The organism is Pseudomonas sp. PMCC200344 (genome assembly GCF_030053095.1).
GTDB lineage: Bacteria > Pseudomonadota > Gammaproteobacteria > Pseudomonadales > Pseudomonadaceae > Aquipseudomonas > Aquipseudomonas svalbardensis.
In genome coordinates this window covers 344,006-363,430 of record NZ_CP125618.1, presented here as the reverse complement: position 1 = coordinate 363,430, position 19,425 = coordinate 344,006, and the positions used below count along the sequence as shown (strand labels likewise).

General features: G+C 58.0%; 18 protein-coding genes and 1 pseudogene. 13 read left to right on the top strand and 6 right to left on the bottom strand.

Annotated features, from left to right (window positions below; all coding sequences use genetic code 11):
• The first annotated feature begins 92 nt into the window (after window positions 1-92).
• From glnA to QFW87_RS01685, 6 genes are all read left to right on the top strand, one after another.
• Window positions 93-1,499, top strand: a complete 1,407-nt coding sequence (gene glnA / locus QFW87_RS01710) for a glutamate--ammonia ligase (protein ID WP_046045568.1) — start codon at window positions 93-95, stop codon at window positions 1,497-1,499.
• Between the two features lie 300 nt (window positions 1,500-1,799).
• On the top strand, window positions 1,800-2,309 hold the full coding sequence (locus QFW87_RS01705; protein ID WP_283189668.1) for a DUF4124 domain-containing protein: 510 nt from the start codon (window positions 1,800-1,802) through the stop codon (window positions 2,307-2,309).
• On the top strand, window positions 2,306-2,929 hold the full coding sequence (locus tag QFW87_RS01700; protein ID WP_283189667.1) for a DUF4124 domain-containing protein: 624 nt from the start codon (window positions 2,306-2,308) through the stop codon (window positions 2,927-2,929). Before QFW87_RS01705 ends, QFW87_RS01700 begins: the two co-directional genes overlap by 4 nt.
• Before the next feature lie 230 nt (window positions 2,930-3,159).
• Window positions 3,160-4,245, top strand: coding sequence for a nitrogen regulation protein NR(II) (gene glnL / locus QFW87_RS01695; RefSeq protein WP_008024908.1), 1,086 nt, complete (start codon window positions 3,160-3,162; stop codon window positions 4,243-4,245).
• A complete protein-coding gene (gene ntrC / locus QFW87_RS01690) occupies window positions 4,242-5,678 on the top strand; it encodes a nitrogen regulation protein NR(I) (protein WP_283182572.1) in 1,437 nt (478 codons plus the stop codon). The genes glnL and ntrC overlap by 4 nt, the downstream gene beginning before the upstream one ends.
• Before the next feature lie 156 nt (window positions 5,679-5,834).
• A protein-coding gene (locus tag QFW87_RS01685; RefSeq protein ID WP_283182702.1) for an IS3 family transposase occupies window positions 5,835-7,015 on the top strand; the annotation gives its coding sequence in 2 pieces (ribosomal slippage) (window positions 5,835-6,090 and window positions 6,090-7,015; 1,182 coding nt in all).
• 573 nt (window positions 7,016-7,588) lie between these two features.
• Here the strand turns inward: QFW87_RS01685 and QFW87_RS01680 are convergent.
• Window positions 7,589-8,029 (bottom strand): hypothetical protein, encoded by a 441-nt coding sequence (locus QFW87_RS01680; protein WP_283189666.1) that lies wholly within the window; start codon window positions 8,027-8,029, stop codon window positions 7,589-7,591.
• Here QFW87_RS01680 and QFW87_RS01675 point away from each other — a divergent pair.
• A complete protein-coding gene (locus QFW87_RS01675) occupies window positions 8,028-8,483 on the top strand; it encodes a tRNA (cytidine(34)-2'-O)-methyltransferase (protein WP_007949025.1) in 456 nt (151 codons plus the stop codon). The two genes, QFW87_RS01680 and QFW87_RS01675, sit on opposite strands and share 2 nt — an antisense overlap.
• Window positions 8,484-8,615: 132 nt before the next feature.
• Here QFW87_RS01675 and secB read toward each other — a convergent pair whose 3' ends face one another.
• The 3 genes from secB to QFW87_RS01660 are packed head-to-tail and all read right to left on the bottom strand — an operon-like array spanning window position 8,616 to window position 9,812.
• Entirely contained in the window at window positions 8,616-9,101 is a 486-nt protein-coding gene (secB, locus tag QFW87_RS01670; protein ID WP_150656772.1) for a protein-export chaperone SecB, read from the bottom strand.
• Window positions 9,102-9,142: 41 nt separating this feature from the next.
• On the bottom strand, window positions 9,143-9,397 hold the full coding sequence (grxC, locus tag QFW87_RS01665; protein ID WP_010464569.1) for a glutaredoxin 3: 255 nt from the start codon (window positions 9,395-9,397) through the stop codon (window positions 9,143-9,145).
• A gap of 1 nt (window position 9,398) precedes the next feature.
• Entirely contained in the window at window positions 9,399-9,812 is a 414-nt protein-coding gene (locus QFW87_RS01660) for a rhodanese-like domain-containing protein (RefSeq protein WP_283182570.1), read from the bottom strand.
• A gap of 153 nt (window positions 9,813-9,965) precedes the next feature.
• On the opposite strand from QFW87_RS01660, the gene gpmI reads away from it, so the two are divergent.
• From gpmI to QFW87_RS01635, 5 genes are all read left to right on the top strand, one after another.
• Window positions 9,966-11,495 carry a 2,3-bisphosphoglycerate-independent phosphoglycerate mutase gene (gpmI, locus tag QFW87_RS01655; protein ID WP_283189665.1) on the top strand — a complete coding sequence of 510 codons (1,530 nt, stop codon included), beginning with the start codon at window positions 9,966-9,968 and terminating at the stop codon, window positions 11,493-11,495.
• Window positions 11,496-11,729: 234 nt separating this feature from the next.
• Window positions 11,730-13,034, top strand: a complete 1,305-nt coding sequence (locus QFW87_RS01650) for a murein hydrolase activator EnvC (RefSeq protein ID WP_283189664.1) — start codon at window positions 11,730-11,732, stop codon at window positions 13,032-13,034.
• A gap of 31 nt (window positions 13,035-13,065) precedes the next feature.
• Window positions 13,066-14,385: a S41 family peptidase gene (locus tag QFW87_RS01645; RefSeq protein ID WP_283182567.1), complete on the top strand. Its 1,320-nt coding sequence runs from the start codon at window positions 13,066-13,068 to the stop codon at window positions 14,383-14,385.
• Between the two features lies 1 nt (window position 14,386).
• Entirely contained in the window at window positions 14,387-15,169 is a 783-nt protein-coding gene (locus tag QFW87_RS01640; RefSeq protein ID WP_283189663.1) for a divergent polysaccharide deacetylase family protein, read from the top strand.
• Between the two features lie 197 nt (window positions 15,170-15,366).
• A complete protein-coding gene (locus QFW87_RS01635; protein WP_283189662.1) occupies window positions 15,367-16,878 on the top strand; it encodes a serine protease in 1,512 nt (503 codons plus the stop codon).
• Here the strand turns inward: QFW87_RS01635 and QFW87_RS01630 are convergent.
• Window positions 16,859-17,057 (bottom strand): annotated as a pseudogene (locus QFW87_RS01630) (amino acid ABC transporter substrate-binding protein); the annotation flags it as partial. The gene QFW87_RS01635 and the pseudogene QFW87_RS01630 sit on opposite strands and share 20 nt — an antisense overlap.
• A gap of 151 nt (window positions 17,058-17,208) precedes the next feature.
• Between QFW87_RS01630 and QFW87_RS01625 the strand changes: the two are divergent.
• Complete coding sequence (locus tag QFW87_RS01625) at window positions 17,209-18,669, top strand: serine protease (RefSeq protein WP_283189661.1); 1,461 nt, start codon at window positions 17,209-17,211, stop codon at window positions 18,667-18,669.
• On the opposite strand, the gene QFW87_RS01620 is transcribed toward QFW87_RS01625, so the two are convergent.
• The gene (locus QFW87_RS01620) at window positions 18,666-19,421 is read right to left on the bottom strand and encodes an ABC transporter substrate-binding protein (protein ID WP_283182563.1); all 756 of its coding nucleotides are present in this window, start codon (window positions 19,419-19,421) and stop codon (window positions 18,666-18,668) included. The two genes, QFW87_RS01625 and QFW87_RS01620, sit on opposite strands and share 4 nt — an antisense overlap.
• Window positions 19,422-19,425: the final 4 nt, after the last annotated feature.

The window sequence follows — 19,425 nt, the reverse complement described above, 5'->3', positions numbered from 1 at the left end:
TGAGGCAGGTTGCCTTGGCAGAGTATTCGCGCCGGCATCACCCACATTCTAAGGGCATCCACTACTAAGCCCGAAGCCACCCGGAGGACACTATGTCGAAGTCGGTTCAACTCATCAAAGATCATGACGTCAAGTGGATTGATCTGCGCTTCACGGACACCAAAGGCACTCAGCACCACGTGACCATGCCGGCTCGCGACGCGCTGGATGAAGCTTTCTTCGAAGAAGGCAAAATGTTCGACGGTTCCTCCATCGCTGGCTGGAAAGGCATCGAAGCCTCCGACATGATCCTGATGCCGGACGACAGCACTGCCGTTCTCGACCCGTTCACCGAAGAGCCAACCCTGATCCTGGTTTGCGACGTGATCGAGCCTTCGACCATGCAAGGCTACGACCGTGACCCACGTGCGATCGCCAAGCGCGCCGAGGAATACCTGAAGTCGACCGGTATCGGCGACACCGTATTTGTTGGTCCAGAGCCTGAATTCTTCATCTTCGACGAAGTGAAGTTCAAGTCCGACATCTCCGGCTCCATGTTCAAGATCTACTCCGAACAAGGTTCGTGGATGTCCGACCAGGACGTGGAAGGCGGCAACAAAGGCCACCGCCCAGGCGTCAAAGGCGGCTACTTCCCGGTTCCGCCGTTCGACCACGACCACGAAATCCGTACCTCCATGTGCAACGCCATGGAAGAAATGGGCCTGGTCATCGAAGTTCACCACCACGAAGTGGCAACTGCTGGCCAGAACGAAATCGGTGTGAAGTTCAACACCCTGGTGGCCAAGGCTGACGAAGTTCAGACCCTGAAGTACTGCGTACACAACGTTGCTGATGCATACGGCCGCACCGCGACCTTCATGCCTAAGCCGCTGTACGGCGACAACGGTTCGGGTATGCACGTTCACCTGTCCATCGCCAAAGATGGCAAGAACACCTTCGCTGGCGAAGGCTATGCCGGCCTGTCCGACACCGCTCTGTACTTCATCGGCGGCATCATCAAGCACGGTAAGGCACTGAACGGCTTCACCAACCCGTCGACCAACTCCTACAAGCGTCTGGTCCCAGGTTTCGAAGCTCCGGTAATGCTGGCCTACTCGGCTCGTAACCGTTCCGCTTCGATCCGTATTCCTTACGTGTCCAGCCCTCGCGCTCGCCGTATCGAAGCCCGCTTCCCGGATCCGGCAGCCAACCCGTACCTGGCCTTCGCTGCCCTGGTAATGGCCGGCCTGGACGGTATCCAGAACAAGATCCACCCTGGCGATGCTGCTGACAAAAACCTGTACGACCTGCCGCCTGAAGAGGCGAAAGAGATCCCACAAGTTTGCGGCAGCCTGAAAGAAGCCCTGGAAGAGCTGGACAAAGGTCGTGCGTTCCTGACCAAAGGCGGCGTTTTCAGCGACGACTTCATCGACGCTTACATCGCCCTGAAAAGCGAAGAAGAAATCAAAGTACGTACCTTCGTACACCCACTGGAATACGAGCTGTACTACAGCTGCTGATCCGGTAACGCCTGCGCAAGCGGCGTGACAAAAAAGAGGCCTCCTTCGGGAGGTCTTTTTTGTGGGCGTGATTTCAACGGCTGACAATGCCCCCTGTGGGAGCGAGCTTGCTCGCGAATGCGGTTTTTCATTCAACATCGATGTTGGCTGATGCGCCGTCATCGCGAGCAAGCTCGCTCCCACAGGGTTTCGCATCGCCTGACAGGCCATGTCAAAATCATGGCCAAATGTTAACAACTTGGGTCAACCGCCGCCCCTGACCTATGCTGCAACCCAACGCCTTCGCTTCCGGTCAATTTTATGGGTCGTGGTTTTCTATTCATCCTGCTGTTGATCGCCCTGCCCGCCGCCGCGCAGATCTATAAGTACACCGACGCCGACGGCAACACCGCCTACAGCAATCAACCGCCTGATGGCGTGAAGGCTCATCCTGTCGAGTTGCCACCGCTTAACAAGGTTGAGCCCCAAGCCCCTTCTGCGCCACCTGTCGAAGCCGCCAGCCGCGAACAGCCGCGCAGCGCTTACGAGGTGCTGGAGTTGACCAACTTACCCACTACCGAAGCACTGCGCGCCAACAACGGCACCTTCACCGTCAACGTGCTGATCAAACCCCGCCTGCAAGGCCCGCATTTGTTCAGGCTGTTGCTGGACGATCAGCCTTACGGCCAGCCGAGCAACGTGGCAATCCTGCAACTGGTCAATATTGACCGCGGCACCCATAGCCTTGCGGTGCAGGTGATCGATGGGGAAAACCTCGTGCAGCAAAGTCCTACCGTAACATTTACCGTACAACGGGTGCATAAGCCGTGAGGCTGTGGTGGCTACTGATCACCTACCTGATCGCCCTGCCGGTGACGGCCGAGGTGTTCACGTACGTCGACGCCCAGGGCAATCGGGTCTACACCGACCAGCCAGGCTCCGGCAACGCCAAGCGCGTGCCTATGGCAACGAGCAACCGCATGTCCGCCAACCCTGGCGGCGCAGCACCGGTGATGGCTGGAAAAAAGGCCGAAACAAAACCACTGTTCCACTACGACATGCTGAGAGTCCTGGTACCTGAGCCAGACGCCACGGTACGCAGCAGCGCTGGCGAGATTATCGTCAGCGTCACCAGCGAACCCGGCCTGCAACGTGGCCATCGCTACCGATTGCTACTCGACGGCCAACCTACCGCAGATCCCGGCCTGAGCCCGGTGTTCGCCCTGAGCAACATCGATCGCGGCAGCCATAATCTCTCAGTGGAAATCCTCGACGAGCAAGGCCGCATCGTTGAGCGCACGGCCAACCAGCCGTTCCACATGCTGCGCATCTCCCTCGCGCAGAAGCGTCAGGTCAAACCCTGCGCCCTCCCCGATTACGGCCAACGGCCGGAATGTCCGCTCAAAGACAAACCAGCAGAAGAAAAAAATCCCTTCCTGCGCTTCTTCTAACGCCGCTCAGGTTTGCGCACTATATTGGTGCAATTGGTTGCACCGTACTCACATCCCAACCCATTTTGGTTCGAAAGTACCCGTCAAAGCTGGCAGAACGCCACGCAAACGAGCGTCAAACGCCCGCTTCAGGCCTTTAACGCTTCTTTTCGGAGCCTTGGTTTGGTTTTTGCATTTTCCTTGTATCAGCGCTTGATTCTTGCGCACGCTCCGCTCCAAAAGAGGTCCTGATGACCATTAGCGACGCACTACACCGCTTGCTACTCGACAACCTGACCACCGCCACCATTCTGCTCGACGCCGAACTGCGCCTCGAGTACATGAACCCGGCAGCGGAGATGCTCCTGGCCATCAGCGGTCAGCGCAGCCATGGGCAGTTCATCAGCGAGTTGTTCACCGAGTCCACCGAGGCGCTGAACTCCCTGCGCCAGGCGGTCGAGCAGGCACATCCGTTCACCAAGCGCGAAGCGATGCTCACCGCCCTCACCGGCCAGACCCTGACCGTCGACTACGCGGTAACGCCCATCCTGGCCAACGGCGCCACGATGCTGCTGCTGGAAGTCCACCCCCGTGACCGCTTGCTGCGAATCACCAAGGAAGAGGCGCAGCTGTCGAAGCAGGAAACCAGCAAGATGTTGGTGCGCGGCCTCGCTCACGAAATCAAGAATCCTCTGGGCGGGATTCGCGGCGCGGCGCAATTGCTCGCCCGCGAACTGCCGGAAGAAAGCCTGCGCGACTACACCAACGTGATCATTGAAGAGGCAGACCGCCTGCGCAATCTGGTCGATCGCATGCTCGGTTCCAACAAGTTGCCATCGCTGGCCATGTGCAATGTCCATGAAGTGCTGGAGCGCGTCTGTCACCTGGTGGAGGCCGAAAGCCAGGGCTGCATCACATTGGTGCGCGACTACGACCCAAGCATTCCCGACGTGTTGATCGACCGCGAACAGATGATTCAGGCCGTGCTGAACATCGTGCGCAATGCGATGCAGGCCATCAGCAGCCAGAACGAGCTGCGCCTGGGCCGCATCAGCCTGCGTACCCGCGCCATGCGCCAGTTCACTATCGGCCATGTGCGTCATCGCCTGGTGACCAAGATCGAAATCATCGACAACGGCCCGGGCATTCCCGCGGAGTTGCAGGAAACCATCTTCTTTCCGATGGTCAGCGGCCGCCCGGACGGTACCGGGCTGGGCCTGGCCATTACCCAGAACATCATCAGCCAGCACCAGGGCCTGATCGAATGTGACAGCCATCCAGGCCACACCACCTTCTCGATCTTTCTGCCACTGGAACAAGGAGCCACATCGACATGAGCCGTAGTGAAACCGTGTGGATCGTCGATGACGACCGTTCTATCCGTTGGGTCCTGGAAAAAGCCTTGCAGCAAGAAGGCATGACCACGCAAAGCTTCGACAGCGCCGATGGCGTGATGAGCCGCCTGGCGCGCCAGCAGCCGGACGTGATCATCTCCGACATCCGCATGCCGGGTGCCAGTGGTCTGGACCTTCTGGCGCGGATTCGCGAACAACACCCACGGCTGCCGGTCATTATCATGACCGCTCACTCCGATCTGGACAGCGCTGTCGCGTCCTATCAGGGCGGCGCGTTTGAATACCTGCCAAAACCGTTCGACGTTGACGAAGCGGTGTCGCTGGTCAAACGCGCGAACCAGCACGCCCAGGAACAGCAAGGCCTGGAAGTCCCGGTCGCCCTGACCCGCACCCCGGAAATCATCGGTGAAGCGCCGGCGATGCAGGAAGTGTTTCGCGCCATCGGGCGCTTGAGCCACTCCAACATCACTGTGCTGATCAACGGTGAATCCGGTACCGGTAAAGAGTTGGTGGCACACGCGCTGCACCGTCACAGCCCACGGGCGGCTTCGCCGTTCATTGCGCTGAACATGGCGGCGATCCCGAAAGACCTGATGGAATCCGAGCTGTTCGGCCATGAGAAAGGCGCGTTCACTGGCGCGGCCAACCTGCGTCGCGGGCGCTTTGAACAGGCTGACGGCGGCACGCTGTTCCTCGATGAAATCGGCGACATGCCGGCAGACACCCAGACTCGTTTGCTGCGGGTGTTGGCGGACGGCGAGTTCTACCGCGTCGGCGGCCATGTGCCGGTGAAGGTCGATGTGCGAATCATCGCCGCGACTCACCAGAATCTGGAAACCCTGGTGCACGCCGGGAAATTCCGTGAGGACTTGTTCCACCGCCTCAACGTGATCCGCATCCATATTCCACGGCTGTCGGACCGTCGCGAAGACATCCCGACCCTGGCCAAGCACTTCCTCAGCCGGGCCGCGCAAGAACTGGCGGTGGAGCCGAAGCTGCTGAAAAGCGAAACCGAGGAATACCTGAAGAACCTGCCGTGGGGCGGCAACGTGCGTCAGCTGGAGAACACCTGCCGCTGGATCACGGTGATGGCTTCGGGTCGCGAAGTGCACATCAGCGACCTGCCGCCGGAGCTGCTGAACCTGCCGCAGGATTCGACGCCAGTGACCAACTGGGAGCAAGCGCTGCGCCAGTGGGCCGATCAGGCGCTGGCTCGCGGTCAGTCGAGCCTGCTTGACAGCGCTGTACCGGCGTTCGAGCGGATCATGATCGAAACCGCCCTCAAACACACCGCCGGCCGCCGCCGCGATGCCGCCGTTTTGCTGGGCTGGGGGCGTAATACCCTGACGCGCAAGATCAAGGAATTGGGGATGAAGGTTGATGGTGGGGATGATGATGAGGGGGAAGAGGGTTAATGCTTAATTCGCTCGAAGTCGTAGTCGTCTTCGAGAACCATCCCCTCACCCCAGCCCTCTCCCCAGTGGGGAGAGGGGGAAAGGGGGTCGATTGCAGTGGTCTAATTTCCCCGGACACCCCGATAGGTGGAAAATGCACCTATTGAGGAGTTCTCCATGACCGACAAACGTAAAGTATTCGACGACAGCTTCAAGCTGGAAGTTGTAAAGATGATCAAGGACCAGGGCCTGAGTGTTTCACAGGTTTGTCGTGATCTTGATATTGGTGATACGGCCGTTCGACGCTGGGTACAACAGTATGAGGCCGAGAAGTTGGGACAAGCCGGGATCGGCAAGCCGCTGACCTCTGAGCAACAGCGTATTCGTCAGTTGGAGCAAGAAAACCGTCAACTCAAGATGGATAACGATGTACTAAAAAAAGCCACCGCCTTCTTTGCCCGCGAGCTGAAGTAACGTACCGCTTGGTTCGGCAGCTGCAACAGAAGGCTTATTCGGTGGCGTATGTGTGTCGTTTGTTGGGGGTTAGTCGATCCGGCTTCTACGAGGCCAACAAGCGCGCTGAGGCTCCTGCATCGATCTGCCCCGTTGCTCTGCAACTCAAGGCGTCGTTTGCTGAAAGTGGCGGCTGCTATGGCAGTCGCCCATTGCGTAAAGCGTTACGTGCAAAGGGTATGGAAGTAGGCATTTACAAGATTCGCCGCATGATGCGCGTCAACGGCCTGCGTTCGGCCTGGAAGCGTAAATTTGTGCACACCACCGACAGCAAACATGACCTGCCGATTGCTGAAAATGTATTGAACCGCCAATTTGAACCCGAGGCGGCGAACAAGGCCTGGGTAGCAGACATTACCTACATCCGAACCCGCAGTGGCTGGCTGTATCTGGCTGTGGTGCTGGACTTGTTCTCACGCAAGGTAGTGGGCTGGTCAATGGCGCCGAACATGCCCGCTGAACTGGTGTGCAGTGCAATGCAGCTGGCGGTTGCTCAACGTCAACCGCCACCCGGCTTGATCGCCCACTCGGATCGCGGCAGCCAGTACGCGAGTGCGAGCTACAGAGCGCTGCTGGCAAGAAGTGACATGCAGCAAAGCATGAGCCGTAAAGGTAACTGCTGGGATAACGCAGTGATGGAGCGCTTCTTCCTGAGCTTGAAAATGGAGCGGGTATGGCGACGTGATTACGCCAACCATGGCGAGGCGATACGCGACATCACTGAGTACATCGTTGGGTTTTACAACAACGAACGGCTGCACTCGAAACTGGGATATCTGCCACCGACAGTTTATGAACGGGCGATGGCATCAAAATCACCTATCGAGGTGTCCGGAATTAGTTGACCACGACACCATGCTTTTCAAAACCTGAGTTCGACTCGGACTATCAGGTCGATGTAACTCGAAAGTACTACTCGGTCAGTCCCCTCTCCCTCAGGGAGAGGGTTAGGGTGAGGGGTCGATTCAGGGTCAGTCCCATTTCCAGGCTGCACCGCGAGCCCCTCCGTGCACCGCCGCAATGCACCGTGAACCGCAATCGCGCACGAAAGCAGCTTCGAAATCCCGCCCACGTTCGCAATCGAACCCCAATCGAAAAAACACGAAAGCCCCGGAATACGGGGCTTTCGACGTTTCAGCGCGACATTCAGTTTCAACTTGTTAAAACCTGGCACGCCCCCTGCAATAGTCCATTCAGTGATTCAGTTCACTACCCGGTTTCGGGGACCTTGGTACAGGCAGGCCGGGGATTCCCCTCTTTATATCGGGCTCACACCGCACAAGCGACGAGCCCAGGCAGTTTTGGGGCCCTTGATACAGGCAGGTCAGGGGTTCCTTCTTTACACCGGGCTCACGACGCAATGCGCGAGCCCTGCCGTTTTGGGGGCCTTGGTACAGGCAGGCCGGGGATTCCCTCTTTTATTGCTCTCGGAGATGGATCTCCAGCCGCCAGCGGTCATCGACTTCGCTACCGACCCACTCGCCCTGCAGTGGCCGGGCCGCAACCACCGTCAGCAACAATCCTCCATCACTCAAACGCACGCGCCAGTTCACGGTCTTGTCGTTGATTTTGAGCTGACCTTTCTGCGCCTTGCCTTCAGCCTCGAACAGCAGCGCGAGGCTACCGTCGACGAACTCGCCGTGAGCCTTGGGCTCGTTGTTGAACCACACCACCAGCCCATCGTTCGTGACCTCGACCTGCTGCAATTCGCTGGGATCGGGCGTGGTCAGGCGACCGATCATCAGCCCCACCATCACCCCGACAATCGCCAGCGAAGCCATCACTCGCGGGAATAGCTTCGAACGTGGGTCTGCTTCAGGCGTAGAATGCCGCTCATCTTTACCTTCGGAGCCGTGCATGTTTCACGTCATCCTTTTCCAACCAGAAATTCCGCCGAATACCGGCAACGTTATCAGGCTGTGCGCCAACAGTGGCTGCCACCTGCATTTGATCGAACCGCTGGGCTTCGAGATGGACGACAAGCGTCTGCGCCGGGCCGGCCTCGATTACCACGAGTATGCCACCCTGCAGCGCCACGCAGACCTCGCCAGCTGTCTGGAAAGCCTCGGTCATCCTCGGTTGTTCGCCTTCACCACCAAGGGCTCGCGGCCGTTCCACGATGCCAGCTTCGCCGAGGGCGATGCGTTCCTGTTCGGCCCGGAAAGCCGTGGTTTGCCGGCGGAAGTGCTCGATGCCCTGCCCGGCGAACAGCGCCTGCGCCTGCCGATGCGTGAAGGCTGCCGCAGTCTGAACCTGTCGAACACCGTGGCGGTCGCCGTGTACGAAGGCTGGCGCCAGCTGGGCTTTAAATAACACCGCATAACAAATGTGGGAGCGAGCCTGCTCGCGAAAGCGGTGTGTCAGACGACATTGATGTCATCTGACACTCCCTATTCGCGAGCAGGCTCGCTCCCACATTGAAATTGCTTTGGTGCTTAAAGCCGCTTATTGAACGGTTGGAGTCTCGCCCGCAGCCTGCATGCGTTGCAGTTCTTGTGCGTACAGCGCGTCGAAGTTCACCGGGGCCAGCATCAGGGCCGGGAACGAACCGCGGGTGACCAGGCTGTCCAGGGTTTCGCGAGCGTACGGGAACAGGATGTTCGGGCAGAACGCGCCGAGGGTGTGGCTCATCGAAGCGTCGTCGAGGTTCTTGATCAGGAAGATCCCGGCCTGTTGCACTTCAGCAATGAACGCCACTTCGTCGCCGTTCTTCACGGTGACGGACAGGGTCAGCACGACTTCGTGGAAGTCGCCTTCCAGAGACTTTTGACGGGTGTTCAGATCCAGACCGACGCTCGGTTCCCACTGCTGGCGGAAGATTGCCGGGCTTTTCGGTGCTTCGAAGGACAAGTCACGTACGTAGATGCGCTGCAAGGAGAATTGCGGTGCGGTTTCTTCTTCGCTAGCTGCAGTGTTCTGTTGGTCAGTCATCTCAGATCCTTTCTGATCTTGGGGTCTTACAGGGAAGGCGTTCAGGCCTTGAGCATGGCGTCGAGCTTGCCGGCGCGCTCAAGGGCAAACAAATCATCACAGCCACCAATGTGGCGCTCGCCGATCCAGATCTGCGGCACGGACGTACGTCCGGCCTTCTGAGCCATGGCGGCACGCACCTGCGGCTTGCCATCGACCTTGATCTCTTCGAAGGCCACGCCTTTGTTCTCGAGCAAGTACTTGGCTCGAGAACAGTAAGGGCAGTAATCGCTGGAATAGACGACGACGTTGCTCATATCACTTCACCAGCGGCAGGTTGTCGCCTTTCCAGCTGGAAATACCGCCGGAGAGCTTGGCGGCGGTGAAGCCGGACTTCATCAGTTCGCGGGCATGAGTGCCAGCAGTCTGGCCCATGGCGTCGACCAGGATGATGGTCTTGGCCTTGTGCTTATCCAGTTCGCCGACGCGAGCGGTCAGTTTGTCGTGAGGAATGTTCACTGCGCCAACAATGTGACCGGCGGCGAAGTCCTTGGTCGAACGAATGTCGATCACAACGCCCGCGTCCTTGTTGACCAGCCCGGTCAGTTCACCGGTGCTCAGGCTGCGGCCGCCGCCTTGCATCTGATAAGCGATCAGCAACGCCAGCAGTACGACGAAGATACCGACGAGCAGATAGTGGTTAGTGGCAAATTCAATCAGGTGAGCAACCATCGAAGGAGGTTCCAGGGCGTTAAAATGTCGGCCAGTATACACAGCCACTATGGTGGGCCAAACCCCGTCCGGCGGTGACGTGGATTGAACTTGCCTTTAAACTGCCACTCCCTTTTCCATCGCACTCTTTTAACTCAGCCACGAGTGGAATCCATGACTACCACGCCTAAACCTTTGGTCCTGATTATTCTCGACGGCTTCGGTCACAGTGAGAGCCCTGAATCCAACGCCGTGTTTGCGGCGAAGAAGCCCGTACTGGACCGTCTGTGGGCCACCGTGCCGAACGGCCTGATCTCGGGCAGCGGCATGGACGTCGGCCTGCCGGATGGCCAGATGGGCAACTCCGAAGTCGGCCACATGAACCTCGGCGCCGGCCGCGTGGTGTATCAGGACTTCACACGCGTGACCAAATCGATCCGCGACGGCGAGTTCTTCGAGAACCCGACCATCTGCGCCGCTGTCGATAAAGCCGTCGCTGCCGGCAAAGCCGTGCACTTCATGGGCCTGCTGTCCGATGGCGGCGTTCACAGCCACCAGGACCACCTGGTTGCCATGGCCGAACTGGCTTTCAAGCGCGGCGCTGAGAAAATCTACCTGCACGCCTTCCTTGATGGTCGCGACACGCCGCCGAAAAGCGCCCAGTCGTCCATCGAACTGCTGGATGCGGCCTTCCAGGCCCTCGGCAAAGGCCGGATCGCCAGCATTGTCGGCCGCTACTTCGCCATGGACCGCGACAACCGTTGGGACCGCGTGTCCCAGGCTTACAACCTGATTGTCGATGGCAACGGCGAATTCAACGCCGCCACCGCTCAGGAAGGCCTGCAAGCCGCGTACGAACGCGGCGAAAGCGACGAATTCGTCAAAGCCACCAGCATCGGTGAGCCAGTTAAAGTCGAAGACGGCGACGCCGTGGTGTTCATGAACTTCCGCGCCGACCGCGCCCGCGAGCTGACCCGCGTGTTCGTCGAAGACGATTTCAAGGAATTTGAACGTGCCCGTCAGCCGAAGCTGGCCGGCTTCGTCATGCTGACCCAGTACGCCGCCAGTATTCCTGCGCCATCGGCGTTCGCCGCGGGCAGCCTGGACAACGTACTGGGCGACTACCTGGCGAAAAACGGCAAGACCCAGCTGCGCATCGCCGAAACCGAGAAGTATGCCCACGTGACCTTCTTCTTCTCCGGCGGCCGTGAAGAACCGTTCCCGGGCGAAGAACGCATTCTGATCCCGTCGCCAAAAGTCGCCACTTATGACTTGCAGCCCGAGATGAGCGCCCCGGAAGTCACCGACCGCATCGTCGATGCCATCGAAAACCAGCGTTACGACGTGATCGTAGTCAACTACGCCAACGGCGATATGGTCGGCCACAGCGGCGTGTTCGACGCGGCCGTAAAAGCCGTTGAATGCCTCGACCTGTGTGTTGGCCGCATCGTCGATGCCCTGGAAAAAGTCGGTGGTGAAGCGCTGATCACCGCCGACCACGGCAACGTCGAGCAGATGGCCGACGAGTCCACCGGCCAGGCGCATACCGCCCACACCACCGAACCGGTGCCGTTCATCTATGTCGGCAAGCGTGACTTCAAGGTTCGCGACGGCGGCGTGCTGGCGGATGTGGCACCGACCATGCTGATGCTGATGGGCCTCGAGAAACCGACCGAAATGACCGGAACGTCGATTCTGGTGTAATCGGTCTCTCAGACTCCACTAAACCCTGTGGGAGCGGGCTTGCTCGCGAATGCGGTGTGTCAGTCAACGTTGATGTCGACTGACACACCGCATTCGCGAGCAAGCCCGCTTGTGTCTTGCGGTGTTTTCACCCCCGAACCTACTCCGGTTATCACACAGCCCCAATTGGGCGTTTTTTTTGCAGCGCTTGGCGGGCATACTAGGCTGTCCCTTTCCCTGGTATCACCCGCCTCTATGCTTCGCGTCCTGATAGCCCTTGCTCTGACATGCCTGCTCCAACCGGCCTTTGCTGACGAGCGCGCGCAAACCCAACAACAGTTGGACGCCACGCGTCAGGACATTGCCGAGCTGAAAAAACTGCTGGGCAAGCTCCAGGAAGAAAAATCCGGTGTGCAAAAAGACCTCAAGGGCACCGAGACCGAGATGGGCAAGCTTGAGAAGCAGGTCGACGCCCTGCAAAAAGAGCTTAAGAAAAGCGAAGCCGAGCTGCAGCGACTCGATACCGAGAAAAAAAAACTCCAGAGCGCGCGGATTGAACAGCAACGACTGATCGCCATTCAGGCCCGCGCGGCCTATCAAAACGGCCGTCAGGAGTACTTGAAGCTGCTGCTCAACCAACAGAACCCGGAAAAATTCGCCCGCACCCTCACCTATTACGACTACCTGAGCCAGGCCCGCCTGGAGCAGCTGAAGAGTTTCAACGAAACCCTGCGCCAACTGGCCAATGTCGAAAAAGACATCGCCATGCAACAGGCGCAATTGCTGGTGCAGAAAAGCAGCCTCGACAGCCAGCGCGACGAACTCGACAAAGTCCGCAAGGAGCGCCAGCAAGTCCTGGCCAAGCTCAGCGACGACGTGAAGGTCCGCGATCAGAAACTGGCAGCCCGCGAGCAGGATCAGGCAGACCTGTCTAAAGTCCTTAAAACCATTGAAGAAACCTTGGCCCGTCAGGCCCGAGAGGCAGAAGAAGCGCGGCAAAAAGCGCTGATCGCCCAGCAGGAAGCCGAAAAAAAGCGTTTACGTGAGGCTCAGGCTGCAGCAGACGCAGACGCAGACGCCACTGATGCCCCACGCAAACCCGTTAAATCGACACCCGGCGCACTGGTATCAAGCTCAGGCGAGACCTTTGGTGGCCCCTTTGCTTCAAGCCGGGGAAAACTTCCCTGGCCCGTTGATGGTCGACTGCTGGCACGCTTTGGCGAAACCCGTGGCGACGACGCCCGCACCAAGTGGGACGGCGTGATGATCAGCGCCTCCGCCGGCAGCCAGGTGCACGCAGTGCATGGCGGTCGCGTGGTATTCGCCGACTGGTTGCGAGGCGCCGGGCTGCTGGTGATTCTCGACCATGGCAACGGTTTTTTGAGTCTTTATGGTCACAACCAGACGCTGCTCAAGTCTGCGGGTGACGTGGTTAAAGCCGGTGAGTCCATCTCCACTGTGGGCAGCAGTGGCGGGCAGGACACACCAGCGCTGTATTTCGCTATTCGTCAGCAGGGTCACCCGAGTGATCCAGCGCAATGGTGTCGCGCGCAAGGATAAGCACGCGACCTAATTCAGGAGTTCGTTCGACATGCTGCATTTGTCCCGCCTTACCTCGCTGGCCCTGACGATCGCCCTGGTGATCGGCGCGCCTCTGGCGTTCGCCGCTCAACCGGCCCCGGCAGTCGCGCCTGCGGGCACTGCTGCGACCACCAAGGCGCCGTTGCCTCTGGAAGAGTTGCGCACCTTTGCCGAGGTCATGGATCGGATCAAGGCTGCCTATGTCGAACCGGTGGACGACAAGACCCTGCTGGAAAACGCCATCAAGGGCATGCTCAGCAACCTCGACCCGCACTCCGCCTACCTGGGCCCGGAAGACTTCGCTGAATTGCAGGAAAGCACCAGCGGCGAATTCGGCGGCCTGGGCATCGAAGTGGGCGCCGAAGACGGTTTCATCAAGGTGGTTTCGCCGATCGATGACACTCCGGCCTCCAAGGCTGGCATTCAGGCCGGCGACTTCATCGTCAAGATCAACGGCCAGCCGACCCGCGGCCAGAGCATGACCGAAGCCGTGGACAAGATGCGCGGCAAGATCGGCCAGAAAATCACCCTGACCCTGGTGCGCGACGGCGGTGCACCGTTCGACGTGACCCTGGCCCGCGCCATCATTCAAGTGAAGAGCGTGAAGAGCCAGTTGCTGGAGTCCGGCTACGGCTACATCCGCATCACCCAGTTCCAGGTCAAGACCGGCGACGAAGTCTCCAAGGCCCTGGCCAAGCTGCGCAAGGACAACGGCAAGAAGCTCAAAGGCATCATCCTCGACCTGCGTAACAACCCGGGCGGCGTGCTGCAAGCGGCGGTGGAAGTGGTCGACCACTTCATCACCAAAGGCCTGATCGTTTACACCAAGGGCCGTATCGCCAACTCCGAGCTGCGCTTCTCCGCCACCGGCAAGGACGAGAGCGAAGCCGTGCCAATGGTCGCGCTGATCAACGGCGGCAGCGCCTCGGCCTCGGAAATTGTCGCCGGTGCCTTGCAGGATCAGAAACGCGCGGTGGTCATGGGTACCACCAGTTTCGGTAAAGGCTCGGTACAAACCGTCCTGCCACTGAACAACGAACGCGCACTGAAGATCACCACGGCGCTGTATTACACGCCGAACGGTCGCTCGATCCAGGCTCAGGGCATCGTCCCGGACATCGAAGTGCGCAGGGCCAAGATCACCAACGAGCAGGACGGCGAGTACTTCAAGGAAGCCGATCTGCAAGGTCACCTGGGCAATGGCAACGGCGGCGCCGACAAACCGACCAGCGCCAGCGGCAAAGCCAAGGCCATGCCGCAGGATGATGACTACCAATTGGCCCAGGCCTTGAGCCTGCTCAAAGGGTTGAGCATCACCTCCGGCCGCTGAGATGCGCCTGCCGTTGCTCCTCGGCCTGCTGTGTTGTCTGGCGGGTGTTGCTCACGCAGCGCCCGCCCCTCAAAAGGCCTACATCACTCTGATCATCGATGACCTGGGGCAGAACCTGCCCCGGGATCGCCGCGTGCTGGCCCTGCCCGGCCCGGTCACCACGGCGATCATGCCCGACACGCCCCATGCCACCGAATTCGCCCGCGAGGCTCATCGCGCCGGCAAGATCGTCATCCTGCACATGCCCATGGACCCGGCCACCGGTCCGTTTGCCTGGCATCCCGACTTGCCCATCGAAGAGCTTGAGAAACGGCTGAACGCTGCGTTCAAAAAGGTGCCGTACACCGCTGGCATCAACAACCACATGGGCAGCCGCATGACCGCCCAGCCGGTGGCGATGGCGTGGTTGATGGCCGAGTTGCAGCGCCGCCACAAACTCTTCGTCGACAGCCGCACCAGCGCTCAGACAGTCGCCGCCGCCGAGGCGCAGAAGATTGGTCTGGCCAGCGTCTCGCGAGATGTCTTTCTCGATGATGAACGCACCGAGGCCGCGATCTTCACTCAGCTACAGACCGCCATCAGCCTGGCGCGCAAACAGGGTTCGGCAGTGATGATCGGTCACCCTTATCCGCAAACCTTGGCGGTGCTGGAGCGCGAGCTGCCCAAGCTCAAGGCTCAGGGCATTGAGTGGATCGATATCAAGTCGATGATCGGCCTGCGTGGCAATCGCGCAACTGCCGCGCATGGGAAGGACGGTCATTACCGACTGCCGCAAACCCAGTAATTTCACTGCAATTAGTTAGTTAACTTCAAACTTAATCAGCGCCGATAAATTACCACCCCCACTCACCCTCCACTCGCCACCTCTTCACAATCGGAAACACATCAACAACCAACTCCCCCCCACTTCAATTACACTTCTTTCGCACCGCAGCAACATCCAACTTTATTAACATCCACGTTCACAACCAAGGATCGGTTATGAATTACAAATCTATTGCACGTACAACTATCCCCCTAATAGCACTCACCTTCTCCCTAGCCTCTTGCGCCTACACTGTTCCCGAGCCACCGGAGCCCGTCCTGCTCAGTAATGCTGACGGACAATACACAAACTGGAACGGCATTGGAGGTACATTTAAGGATGACAACCGCTATTGCACGGCAAGTTTGCTTGATACTCGCGACGCCATGGGTACCTCTACAGGCCCTGCTTACCTATTGACCAATGGGCACTGTGCTTCAATCATCTCCGGCACAGCAGCCGATACTCCATTCAACGGCCAGGTACAGTTCAACTTTTTCCACGATACGATGGAAGGCGCCAAGCGTTACGACATCCACAAGATAAACTGGGCCAGCCTCGCCAGTTCTGATGTCGCTATCCTGGAACTGACCGACTCGCTGGATACACTGCTGAAAGACGGAATTACGCCACTCAAGCTAGCGTCTAAAGCGCCTGCAGAACCGCGCCCGATTCAAGTCCCTGGCGCACCTGGAATCGCCCCCGGCCTCAGGCTGTCAACCTGTACCCTAGAGCCAACTAACACCACATTGATCAAGCACTTGGCCGTCCACACCGATTACCAGAAGCACGACTGCAAGGGTATTGCATCAGGCTCTTCAGGGTCTCCCGTTCTTGATGCAGCGACAGGAGAAGTTATCGGTGTATTGTCCGGAACGACTTATGGTATCTCAACGGATGATTTATGTTTCTGGCATGCTCTTTGTGGAAATAATCAAAAAAAATCCATCTTGCCTGATCAGGCAAGCCACAGCTTTCCTGTTGACTATCTTTCTTACTGTTTCACCAATGGACGTTTTAATACGGACGCCCAATCTTGCACAATAAACCCAAACTTCAACTTCAAATCCAAAAGAAACGCTGACATCACACTTCATAGAAAACCCGTTGACCAAAATGATCAAGCACCTGTCTGGGATGTCGACTTTTCGATGAGCACCGCTTTTTATCGCTTTAAAACAGTACGCGACGCACACGCTTGTTATTTGCCTGATCACTATAGCCGCCCGATCAGCACAGCCAATGCGAAAATTGATGCAGAGATCGGCCGAGAGGAAGGTTTGTATTATCTTTGCCTGGTGGGTGTCGAGTCAGCCGAGCAACGACCTAGCATCGGATTACGCAGAAACACCCAAATACTGTCTGCCCGGCTAACCGAACCGACTTTCGCCACACTACCTGAACCAACTGTCACATTTAGATTCTCAGAGAAATATGTTTCTGTTGACTGGTTCGAAAAGCCTTCCCGTTCCATTTGGACTCGATTCTACGATAACAACCTTGGCGAACGTAATTGCGCTGATATAGATCGCAGGGAGTATGAACAAACAGATAATGGACTCGTTATCCCACTGGAATTTCTTCCGGTGTCGTTTTGCAGTTACATCGAGGACAGGAATTTTAATAATTCCGAGGTACACACAGTCCTGGTGCAAGCCCCGACAACGGTCACAGATACCGCGCAATGAAGTCGTCTACCACGCCTTCCTTGCGCAACTGATCCGCGCAGCCTGAAGCTTGGCGACTATCTCGTCCGACAGTTCAGTGCCAGATGAAGTTGGGCACTGTTGAAACGCAGCACGGTCTTGAGACCAGTCACACCATCCTGCCGAGCGAGGTAACGGCCGGCAGGATCACGCGTCGCCCAAGGATGTTTTCCGTCAGCAGCACCAGATCGGTGTCTGCTTGCTCCACGCGGCTTCATTAGCGCACTCGAGGCAATAACTATCTATCTCTCTGGGCACAATGATGCGTGCCAGGATAGGACTCACTCTGAATTTCATCACCAAGGAATGGCCATGAAATGCGTTAGTCATCTGTCCGCCTGGGGACTTGCCTGCCTCTTGGCCGCGAGCCCCTCTGCACACGCACGAGACCTGGGAGAAGGCGCTGTCAACAACTCAGGTTCAAAAGCCCTTCAAAACAGTAACAACCAATACGCAATCTGGAGCGGCATCGGACGCCTTGCTCACCGCTCCGGCGCGTCCTGCACCGCTGCTCTTCTTGATACCAGAAACAGGCAAGGCAAAGCGGTGGGGCCGGCCTATCTGATTACCGCCGGCCATTGCGTTGTCTTTGCGTACGGCACCGCCCGCACGGACGAACCCATCGAAGCGAACATCACCTTCAACTACTTCCATGACTCGCCCAAGCATCACATTACTTACCCGGTTCGAATTGCTCGCTGGACCAGCATGGTGGGCACCGACCTGGCGATACTCGAGGTTGGGACTTCACTGGCAACCCTTATAAAGAAGGGTATCAACCCGCTCAATCTCGCCAGCCATCAAAGCTTCGAAGCCCATGACGTACTCAACCTTGGTGCACCCGCGGGCTATCTAGAGAAAGGGTTACGCTTGAGCGCCTGCTCAGAAGAGACGGCCGGAACCTTCATTGATCATCCAGGCGTATTTTCGCAGGCCATGAAAAACCTCTGCGATTTGCGTGGTGGTAGCTCTGGAAGCCCGATGCTTGATCGCCAGACCAATGAAATCACCGGCATCGTCAGCAAAGTTGCAGCCAGGTTAAAAAAGGAGGCATCGCCTGATTGCACAACGGCAGCCTGCCAGGCGGCCACCTTTAATTACAGCTACCCGGCCAACTTCCTGCATCAGTGCTTTATCGCGGGTGTTTTCGATGTCAATGCGCCGGATTGTTCACTCAAGCCTGTGAATTTTACGGTTACGCAGCCTTGGGACATCAAGCCTTATGTGCACACGCAAAAAAACACTGCTGGACAAATTACTTTACCAACGTGGAATTTCAGGTTTTCGCTTGACGATCCGTTCTATCACTATAAAGCCGTGCGCAACGCCAGAGACTGTCAAACACGTCGCAACTACAGCGACGCCATTCACTCCGAAGATGCCTACATCAACGACGATATAGGCCCTCAACCCGGTACACATGCGCTATGCATCATCGGTGCCGCCTCGCAAGAGCAACCACTCACCCTGTCATCGTTGAAAAATGCTTTTACCCACGCGGTGTATTTGACCTCCGCCGAGCTGATGCCCAGCATCAGCCCTGATTACCGCGTCACCTGGGAACTCTTGCATGCGGAATTCATCCACAATTTCTTCTACTCAGCCCCCGCTGACGGTCAGCACTGTGGCGACATTGATGACCCTCGTTACAAGCCTGTTCCCGAGAGCATCACCTTCGCCGAAGAACAATTGCCGGTCATGCTGTGCAGTTACGTTCGCAATCGTTCCGGACAACCGTCATCGATACGCACCGACCTTATTGGACAGCCCTAGAGATACCGCGCCATGATGTCGTCCACCACGCCTTCCTTGCGCAACTGATCCAGCGCGGCCTGAAGCTTGGCGACGATTTCGTCGGACACGTCTTTGTTCAGCGCCAGATAAAGTTGGGCACTGTTGAAACGCAGTACGGTCTTGAGACCAGTCACACCATCCTGCCGAGCGAGGTAACGGCCGGCAGGATCACCCGTCGCCCAAAGGTCGATCTGGCCACTGACCAGTTTCTTCGCGTTGTCCTGATCGCGCAGCACGACTATCGGCTTCAATCCCTGGCTGGCCAATGTCTCGGCAATCGCATCGCCCTTGTAGGCGCCGATCTTGTATTTGCGCGCCTGCTCCAGCGACTCAAGGCTGATCTTGCTATCGGCCTTGGCCAGCATGATCCAGTCATCCGGCCCGATCGGGCCAACCCACTTGAACAGGTTCTCGCGATCCGGCAACCGCGCCATCACAAATACGCCGTAACCGGGCTTCTCCAGGGCGAGCTTGTAGATTCGCTCCCAAGGAAAACGCAACGTCAGGCTGTAGGTGACTTCGGCGCGTTTAAACATCTCGCGGACGATGTCCACGGCGATGCCATTGATGTTCTCGTCCTGAGCGAAGTTCTTGCCGTTCTTCGCCATGTTGTAGGGGGGGAAATTTTCAGTCAGCAACACCAGATCGGTGCCGGTATTTTCTGCGGCACGCGCCCCATTGATGAGCAATAGAGAGGCACTGGCGAGGACAAGAAGAAGGCGTTTAAGCATGTCT

Coding starts and splice junctions, on each gene's coding strand:
- QFW87_RS01620 (WP_283182563.1), bottom strand. CDS start 19,421: ATGCTTAAACGCCTTCTTCTTGTCCTCGCCAGTGCCTCTCTATTGCTC.
- ntrC (WP_283182572.1), top strand. CDS start 4,242: ATGAGCCGTAGTGAAACCGTGTGGATCGTCGATGACGACCGTTCTATC.
- QFW87_RS01660 (WP_283182570.1), bottom strand. CDS start 9,812: ATGGTTGCTCACCTGATTGAATTTGCCACTAACCACTATCTGCTCGTC.
- secB (WP_150656772.1), bottom strand. CDS start 9,101: ATGACTGACCAACAGAACACTGCAGCTAGCGAAGAAGAAACCGCACCG.
- QFW87_RS01625 (WP_283189661.1), top strand. CDS start 17,209: ATGAAATGCGTTAGTCATCTGTCCGCCTGGGGACTTGCCTGCCTCTTG.
- glnL (WP_008024908.1), top strand. CDS start 3,160: ATGACCATTAGCGACGCACTACACCGCTTGCTACTCGACAACCTGACC.
- gpmI (WP_283189665.1), top strand. CDS start 9,966: ATGACTACCACGCCTAAACCTTTGGTCCTGATTATTCTCGACGGCTTC.
- QFW87_RS01645 (WP_283182567.1), top strand. CDS start 13,066: ATGCTGCATTTGTCCCGCCTTACCTCGCTGGCCCTGACGATCGCCCTG.
- QFW87_RS01635 (WP_283189662.1), top strand. CDS start 15,367: ATGAATTACAAATCTATTGCACGTACAACTATCCCCCTAATAGCACTC.
- QFW87_RS01650 (WP_283189664.1), top strand. CDS start 11,730: ATGCTTCGCGTCCTGATAGCCCTTGCTCTGACATGCCTGCTCCAACCG.
- QFW87_RS01705 (WP_283189668.1), top strand. CDS start 1,800: ATGGGTCGTGGTTTTCTATTCATCCTGCTGTTGATCGCCCTGCCCGCC.
- glnA (WP_046045568.1), top strand. CDS start 93: ATGTCGAAGTCGGTTCAACTCATCAAAGATCATGACGTCAAGTGGATT.
- QFW87_RS01640 (WP_283189663.1), top strand. CDS start 14,387: ATGCGCCTGCCGTTGCTCCTCGGCCTGCTGTGTTGTCTGGCGGGTGTT.
- grxC (WP_010464569.1), bottom strand. CDS start 9,397: ATGAGCAACGTCGTCGTCTATTCCAGCGATTACTGCCCTTACTGTTCT.
- QFW87_RS01675 (WP_007949025.1), top strand. CDS start 8,028: ATGTTTCACGTCATCCTTTTCCAACCAGAAATTCCGCCGAATACCGGC.
- QFW87_RS01680 (WP_283189666.1), bottom strand. CDS start 8,029: ATGCACGGCTCCGAAGGTAAAGATGAGCGGCATTCTACGCCTGAAGCA.